Origin of the sequence: Stieleria sedimenti (assembly GCF_025060895.1) — a bacterium.
In the GTDB taxonomy this organism is placed as follows: Bacteria; Planctomycetota; Planctomycetia; order Pirellulales; family Pirellulaceae; genus Stieleria; species Stieleria sedimenti.
The window spans coordinates 31,909-39,924 of sequence record NZ_JANZKV010000213.1; the positions used below are offsets into that span (position 1 = coordinate 31,909).

Genomic DNA, 8,016 nt, shown 5'->3' on the forward strand with positions numbered 1-8,016 from the left:
GACCAAGTTCACCCGCACACAAACGGTTACCTGCCAATCATCAAGTTCTGAATGATCTGGTAGGCCTCAGTCACACGTTCGCAATAGTCGGGGTCTTCAAGCACTTGACCGGCTTTGGTTTGTGTCGAAACCAGGGCGGAGACCATGCTGCCAGACGGTTCGTCCAACTGATGGCAGGCCTCAAAGTGAATCGCGCGCTGATCTTCCATCAGCACGATGGCTCTGGTGGATGCATCCCAATAGTCTGGCAAATTGGCGGTGCCGATGCTGAAGTAGATCCGTGATTCATCCTTGTTGGCAATGTCGAGGACGATGGGTAGAAGCACCGCGGTGTTCACAAAGTTGGGGTGATTCAGATAATGCGCGTCGGGGCCCTCCGTTTCTCGCGTGATGAACACCGACAGAACAATCGGCGAGGCCGACTTCGGGCTGTTGGCCATCGCGCCGAACAATTCGCGTGTGTTGCTGCTGTTCGGCCAGTACAAAGGAACCGTCAAGAAGTCGGGTTTCGTTTGGGTCAACCCGTTTTACTCCAAGAAAAAAGTCAGCCTGAGGATTCGAAATTTCGAGACCGGTTCGTCAACCAAACCCGAGACGAAGAATAAGGAAGGCGTCGTGACACAACCCAAGACGCGGTCAGCGGGTAAACCGTCCAAAGTCAACGACCGCGACGGGAACCCGATCGAGATTTCCGCGGTCGTTGTCTGGAAAGTCGTCGATACGGCGGAGGCCTTGTTTGAAGTCGATGACTTTGAGAACTTTGTCGAAGTCCAAAGCGAGGCCGCGCTCCGCGGTTTGGCGACACGTTATCCGTACGACAGTCGAGACGACGAGCAGTCGTTGCGAGGCAGTACCGATGAGATCTGTGACCGGTTACGCGACGACATTCAGGATCGATTGGAGAAGGCCGGCGTCCAGGTCCTGGAAGCCCGCATCAGTCACTTGGCGTATGCACCCGAAATCGCCGCGGCGATGTTACAGCGCCAGCAAGCAAGCGCCGTCGTCGCCGCTCGGACAAAAATCGTCGACGGCGCCGTGGGGATGGTGGAGATGGCGCTCGAGCATCTCAAGCGGGACAACATCGTTGAACTCGATGCGGGCCAGCGGGCGGCACTCGTTTCCAATTTGCTGGTCGTCCTCTGCAGCGACCGCCACACCCAGCCCGTCGTGCAAACCGGGGCCTGAACGGCAACGCTGTGAAGCATTTTTTTAGCGGTAGGGCGCGAGCCCAATACCGCTAAATCGAGATATAGCGCCGCGCGGACGCTGCCGCTCTCCTTTGACACCAAACGGAGTGATGCTTGTGAGCGGCAGGGCTCTGCGCTTGTCAAAACCTTGTCGATTGAGCGGTATCGGGCGCGCGGCCTGACCCCGACGGGGTCCAAGCGAGTAGCCGGAGGTGAGCGAAGCGACACCTCCGGACATCCGGTCCCCCGTCAGGCGCGACCCCGAAGGGTGTCGAAGCAAAATGACGTCGGCGCCCTCGGACCCGGCCAGCCCGCACGCTCAAGCTCACCCATCAACTCCTTTACGAACGCAGACTGCCGCACCGCCGGCGGATTGATTCGCTGCGACCCCGTCCGGGGTCGAGGGGATTGTGGGACGTGCTTCCCGGAGGTGGCGCTGCGCTCACCTCCGGCTACTCGCTGGCATCCCTCCGGGATACTCGGTTCGCTGCCGCTCTCCTTTGACACCAAACGGAGTGATGCTTGTGAGCGGCAGGGCCCTGCGCTTGTCTAAACCTTGTCGATTGAGTGAAATTGGGCGCGAGCCCTCCGGTGTTTCGGGAACGATGAGGGACCGGCAGGGCTTGCGCCCTGCCGCTAACACCTCGTCAAACGCAGGGAATAAACGCTTCACAGCGTTGCCTGAACGGGGTGCAAGCAGGAAGCTTGCGAGGAGGCAAGCAGGATGCTTACCCCACTTTGGGAAATTCGCAATTCGCGCTTGACTTTACGACGTCCGTCGTAAAGGATATGACCGTTGTCGTAAACGCGATTCTGACGTTTCCTTTTCGCTCAGTGTTTTGCGGATGAAATCAACCACGCGTCTGTCCAGCGGCGAGCTGGACTTGATGGACTTGTTGTGGCGTGAAGGGCCGCTGACGCTGGCCCGGGCACACGAGCGTTTCGGCGCCGAGACGGTCGGTTACACCACCATGCAAACGCGATTGAATCGTTTGGTGGACAAGGGCTTGGCGTCCAAGTCGGGGCGGCCGGCGGAGTACGCCGCAGCGATCGAGCGGGAGCAAGCCCAGGCGGGGCATCTGGATCAGCTGATCTCAAAGCTCTCCGGCGGCAGTGTTGTTCCGCTGGTCGCCCAGCTGATGCAGGATCGTGAAATCAGCCGCGACGAATTGCAGGAACTCAAACGTCTGATTCGAGACGCCGAACAGAATCCTGGCTCCGGCAAGGCTGAATCGAAACGCGGTTCTCAGGGGCGTTCGGGAGGCAAACGGTGATGACCACGCTTTTGCATTGTCTGGTGACTGCATCGGTCATGTTAACGATCGCGTGCGGTTTGGCAGCCTTCTTGCTGCGTCGCTTTGACGTCGTGACGCCGCGTTTGCGGCAATGCCTCTTGTTCTGCGTGCTGCTGCAGGGGCTGATGCTCTTTCGGGTGCCCGTCGAGCTGCCGTGGTTGGAAAGCACGCCCATCGATGCGACGCAATTCGCCGTCCACGGCGTTGCCGAATTCACTCCGTCGGGCAGTGATGCGGTGGTCGGGAACACGCCGTTGCCTCAACGCGATCGGTCGCAAGGTGGCATTGCGTTGGCATCGACCGTGTTGTCGTCCGGGCGGACGGATCGCGCCCCACGGGTGACCTCGTGGACGGAGCTGGGCGTCTCGGTCGCGTGTCTGATTTGGGCGCTGGGGATCGTCTGCATTGTGATCCGCAGTCTGTTCCGCTATGCCAAGCTGTGTCGATTGGTCGATCAACTGCAACCAGCACCGGAACCTTGGCAAGCCGAGTGGCAAACGCTTTGTTCGGGTCGCGGCTATCAGGCACCCCAAATGGTCGTCTCCGGTTCGGCGGGACCGATGCTGGTGCGTCGACCTCGCGGATATGCCTTGGTGGTCCCCGAACAATATTGGCGCTCGCTTTCGGCCGACCAGCGGCGTGGGGTGCTGTTGCACGAACTCGCTCACTTGTTTCGTCGTGACGTTTGGCGGCAGGCCGTTGCCCGGATTGCCGTGGTGTTGCATTGGTGGAACCCGGCGGCATGGTGGTGCGTGCGTCGCTATGAAGAATCCGCCGAATGGGCGTGCGATGAGTCACTGACACGAACGGATCCGGCCGCCGCGCGCGGACTTGCCGCCAGTTTGGTGCAGCTGGTCGAGTTTCTTGAAAACGCCACGTCGAGTCCGACCCCGATCGCTCGCGGATTGGGTGTGCAGTCGATGGCGGCTCCGCCGCTGACCGAACGCGTCACCCGTCTTCTCAATTCTTCCTCGTCCTCCAGAGAGTCTGTCATGAAACGTCTTGTATTGGGGTTGCTCGCCGCCGGCCTGTTGACTCTCTCTGCGGTGCAATTCCGCTTGGTCGCAGCGGATGCCGACGGTCAGGGCGAATCGCGTTCCGGCGATGCCTCGGTGACGTTGCAAGTGCTGTCATCGGACTCCAAGGACTTGATCCAAACGTTACGCCAGCGTTTGAATCCGGATGACAAAGCGTCGTCGGAGTTAAAACAGTTGCTCGCCAGCGAATCGGGGCAGGTCGCGTTTGCCGGCGTGATCGATTTGTTGAAAGGCAAGTATCGCGAATCAGCTCGCGCCGAAGCGATTCCTCGTTTTGTTGAAAAACACTTTGAAGTCGCTCCGGATGGAACGCTGGCCCTGCGCACGAGCAGTCGAGTGACGGCGGATGCGTGGGTGCAACGCTCGCGGCAGTTAGGCGACGTGCTCGATTCGATGAACCAGCGAATGAAGGGCGTCGCCGATCGTCTGGAGGATTCCGGCGACGTCAATCAGATGGCACGCCGCATGCTAACCGACGAGCACGTCGGCTACGCGATCATGTTGGACGAGTTTGATGGGCGCAGCGACCCGATCGAGTTGTTTCTTGGCAAGGCACTCGAAAAGATCTTGGTCCGTCGTGGCGACAAGTTGGTGGTCATTCCGACCCTGTCCGGTGACGCGCGCCGGCAAATCGAACGGTTTGAATCGGCCACCGACGTGTTTAACAAACTGAAGGTTGAACTGCCAATCTTCGCTGCCGAGTTCGACACACCGGACGACCGTCACGAGCGTTTCGTCGCCAATCTGAACGACCCCGCCATGGCCGCCGTCGTCGCCTTGCACATCACGAAAGATTCGACGTCCTCGCCGACGGCTGCGGTGGACGATTTATTCGCCCAGCTGGAAAAGGTCTCGCGAGACACCGCCAAGGGACTGGTGATCGACAATGAGGAAGCGTGGGAGAACTTGCAAGAACTGTTGCAGTTTGCTGACCGCGCCGGAAAGCGAATCGATGCGGTGCGTGACCGGTTGGTCAGGATCGCCGCCGATCTGGATACCTCCGATCCGATGACCGAACGCTTCGCCGCACAGCTGAAAACGGGCGTGATCGCTTATCAGGTCGCGGTCGATGTCCCGTATGCGGAATTTGACCTGGGCAAGCAAGTTGAAGGCATGATCTCTCAAGTGCTGGAGCCCGCCGGCGCGGACCAATTGCGTGTCCGTGAGGATGCCGCGGAGCAAGTCAATCAGCGCGCCGGCGAGTTGCTGGCCGCCTGTCGCACGATTCGGCGTTACCTGCGCAGAATCGATGATGTCCGCGAAAGGATGGCCGACCGAGAGTTGGCCGAGTCGCTCGATGGGCCGGGGCGGATGCTGTTGCTGACAGAGATCCGTCGGTCGGCCGAACAATCACAACTCGACGCGATGGAACTACTGTCCAAAGAGTTTTTCGTGGTCGATGAAACGACGAATCAATTGACCGTGCATCCGGAGCGGGTCGAACTGGTCGGGCAATTGGCCGCACGAGCCAAGCAGTTGGAGCAAGAACTGAAAAAGGACGACTTCTAAGGAACAGCAACAAAGTGGGGTAAGCATCCTGCTTGCCATCCTCGCCGGCTCCGCCAGCGCCCCCGTTATGGCTCACGTCACACGCCGAGGGTGTCAGTCGTCTCTCAGTGATTCTCTGCCGATAGAAACGCCTCATGAAAGTCCCTCGAATCATCAACATTGCAGTGCTGACCCTCGCGGGGCTTGCGACGATGCTTGCCAGCACCGTCACGGCAACGTCGCCGGCAATCGAAGCTCCGATCGATGCGATCTTGGCGCGAGCCCACCGCGAAACAGGGGTCACGCCGACCGAAACCTGTGACGACGCCACCTACTTGCGACGGATCAGTCTGGATCTGCTCGGACGCGTTCCGACCGCCGGCGAACTGGCCCGGTTCGAGGCATCGAACGACCGCACCGCGGTGCTCGACCGCATGCTTCAATCGGACGAGTTCTCGCGATACTGGTCGCAACTGTGGACGACGGTTTTGATCGGACGTGGCCAGACGCGGCAAGTCGATCGCGAATCGTTGCGTCGCTGGTTTCAAACACAATTGGAACAGGAAAAGCCGCTCGACCAAATCGCATTCGATCTGATTTCCGCCGAAGGAGTCACGACGCTGGATGGTCACGTCAACTTTTTGGTGGGGAACCGCGAAGACCCCGTGACGCCGGTTTCGCGGATCTTTTTGGGCGTCCAATTGGATTGTGCCCGTTGCCACGACCATCCGTTTGATCGTTGGACGCAAGACGACTACACCGCGATGCGGCGGTTCTTTCAAACCATTTCCGTGCGAGAGGTTTCCGGTGGGATTCGTGTCGTTGACAGCGGGGCCAGGTCGGGGGCTGGCGAGGATGGCCCCCGGTTTCTGACTGGATCGCGACCGCGCACGGCCGCGTGGCGACGTGAGCTGGCCTTGATGACCGTCAGGTGTCAGCCCTTTGCCAGAGCGATGGGCAATCGGGTTTGGCAATTGCTGATCGGCCGCGGCATCGTGGACCCGGTCGATGGTCTCAGCCAGGCCCATCCGCCGAGCGTTCCCGAGTTGCATCAAGCTTTGGCCGACCAGTTACTCCGCAACGGGTTTGACTTGCGTGATCTGATTCGAACCATCGCTGCCAGTGACGCCTATGCCCGCACCGCGCCGCGAGCCGGCGCGACGGATCCGACCGAGTCGTTGGAGTTGTTTGCCGCCAGAACGCCTCGGCCACTGCTGCCCGAGCAGTTGATCGCGTCGTATGCGACGGTGATGAATCGTACATTACCCTTGCCCCAACGCCTGAACACGATGGCGGTGGAATTCATCGGGCGATCCGAAGCCGAGACGGGAGCGACCGATCCGCTGGCGTTGCAACGTACCAGCCAGGGCTTGCTTGAAGAACTTGCCGCCGAGACAACGGCGCCGAGCGGTGACCTCGATTCCATCTTTCGCTCGACACTCTCGCGACGACCGGATGAATGGGAACGTCGACGCTTGGCCGACGTGCCCGGCGGCGATCTGCTGTATGTGTTGTTACATGGCAATGAATTTGTGTTTAGTCATTGATGTACGTGGCGTAAGCTTCCAGCTTGCGATCCCCAGCATGCGAGGCGGGAGCCTCGCGTGAAGTGCGTTCCCAGGCGGGAGACCGGGAACGAGGCAGTGGCGTAAGCTTCCAGCTTGCGGTCCGCATCTCGTTCCAAGGCTCTGCCTTGGAACGGGATGGTCCGGAGGCTCCGCCTCCGAGGGTGGATGATCTCTATTTCAAGGTGAAGCATGTCGGTTTCAAATCGTTTCGATCGTCGTCAGTGTCTGCGGGCCGGATCCGCCGCTGGGGTTTCGACATGGCTGGGCCAGCTGGTCGCACAGTCCGCCAGCGCGGCGCGGGAGACGGGAAAGCCCGCTCCGTTTCAGCGTTGCATCACACTTTGGATGCAGGGCGGACCGAGTCAGATGGAAACGTTCGACCCGAAACCCGGAACGGAGACGGGGGGGCCGTTGCGGGCGGTTTCGACGCGGATTCCAGGGATGCAGCTCAGTGAAACGCTCTCGGGACTTGCCCGATATGCCGACGATTTGTGTGTGATTCGGTCAGTCGGTTCGACGCAAGGGGAACACGATCGGGCGTCCCATCTGTTGCACACCGGATACGAGCGAATCGATTCGTTCCCGCGTCCGGCACTCGGGTCGTTCGTCTCGTCGAGTCTCCCGGCAACGGATGTGCCAGGGTTCGTCACCCTTGGCAGTCAGATCTACGGTCCCGCGTTTCTGGGGACCAGTCACGGGCCCTTTGTCGTGAATGATTTGGGGCGAACGATCGAGACGATCCGCAATGTTCATCGCCGTAGCGATCGTCTCGATTTGCTCGCAGAACTGAATCAGCGGTCCGACCAAACCAGAGGGAGCGTTTTGCTGCGGCAACGGACCGAACAAATTGATTCGGTGCGACGGTTGTTGAAGTCTTCGTTTGCCGATGCGCTCGATGTTTTGGCGGAAACTGCAACGACGCGCAGCCGTTACGGCGAAAGTGATTTCGGACGCAACGTCTTGGCGGCACGGCGAATGCTGGAGGCCGGGGTGCGATACGTCGAAGTCCAACTGCCGGGTTGGGACACGCATGTCGGCAACGTTCCCGCCGTCAAGCGTTTGTGCCAGCAACTCGAACCGGCTTGGATCGCACTGATCGACGACCTGAAGTCCAGCGGGCTTTGGGACGACACACTGATCCTATGGATGGGCGAGTTTGGACGCACGCCGATCATCAATGGGCAGAACGGACGCGATCACTACCCGCGATCCATTCCGGTGACGTTGGCCGGGCGAGACATCGGTGGACGCGTGATCGGATCGACGGGGAAGGATGGAATGGAGCACCGCGAGAAACCCGACAGCGTGGCCGATCTGATGTACACGCTGATGAACTTGTTGGGAGTCGATGCGGATCAGGAGTACACGACCACGTTCGGAAGCCCGACATCGGCGACCGACGGAGGGGGAATGATCTTTTAACCCGCTGGTGTGCAGGCTT

General features: G+C 60.0%; 6 protein-coding genes. 5 read left to right on the forward strand and 1 reads right to left on the reverse strand.

What is annotated here, in order from left to right:
- Positions 1-26 precede the first annotated feature (26 nt).
- Positions 27-326 carry a hypothetical protein gene (locus tag NZK35_RS26155; RefSeq protein ID WP_259635470.1) on the reverse strand — a complete coding sequence of 100 codons (300 nt, stop codon included), beginning with the start codon at positions 324-326 and terminating at the stop codon, positions 27-29.
- Positions 327-390: 64 nt separating this feature from the next.
- On the opposite strand from NZK35_RS26155, the gene NZK35_RS26160 reads away from it, so the two are divergent.
- From NZK35_RS26160 to NZK35_RS26180, 5 genes are all read left to right on the forward strand, one after another.
- Positions 391-1,185 carry an SPFH domain-containing protein gene (locus tag NZK35_RS26160; RefSeq protein ID WP_259635471.1) on the forward strand — a complete coding sequence of 265 codons (795 nt, stop codon included), beginning with the start codon at positions 391-393 and terminating at the stop codon, positions 1,183-1,185.
- Positions 1,186-2,032: 847 nt separating this feature from the next.
- On the forward strand, positions 2,033-2,461 hold the full coding sequence (locus NZK35_RS26165) for a BlaI/MecI/CopY family transcriptional regulator (RefSeq protein ID WP_259635472.1): 429 nt from the start codon (positions 2,033-2,035) through the stop codon (positions 2,459-2,461).
- Positions 2,461-5,028, forward strand: a complete 2,568-nt coding sequence (locus tag NZK35_RS26170) for a M56 family metallopeptidase (protein ID WP_259635473.1) — start codon at positions 2,461-2,463, stop codon at positions 5,026-5,028. The genes NZK35_RS26165 and NZK35_RS26170 overlap by 1 nt, the downstream gene beginning before the upstream one ends.
- Before the next feature lie 134 nt (positions 5,029-5,162).
- Positions 5,163-6,554 (forward strand): DUF1549 and DUF1553 domain-containing protein, encoded by a 1,392-nt coding sequence (locus NZK35_RS26175; RefSeq protein ID WP_259635474.1) that lies wholly within the window; start codon positions 5,163-5,165, stop codon positions 6,552-6,554.
- A 210-nt stretch (positions 6,555-6,764) separates the two neighbouring features.
- Positions 6,765-7,997 (forward strand): DUF1501 domain-containing protein, encoded by a 1,233-nt coding sequence (locus NZK35_RS26180; RefSeq protein WP_259635475.1) that lies wholly within the window; start codon positions 6,765-6,767, stop codon positions 7,995-7,997.
- Positions 7,998-8,016: the final 19 nt, after the last annotated feature.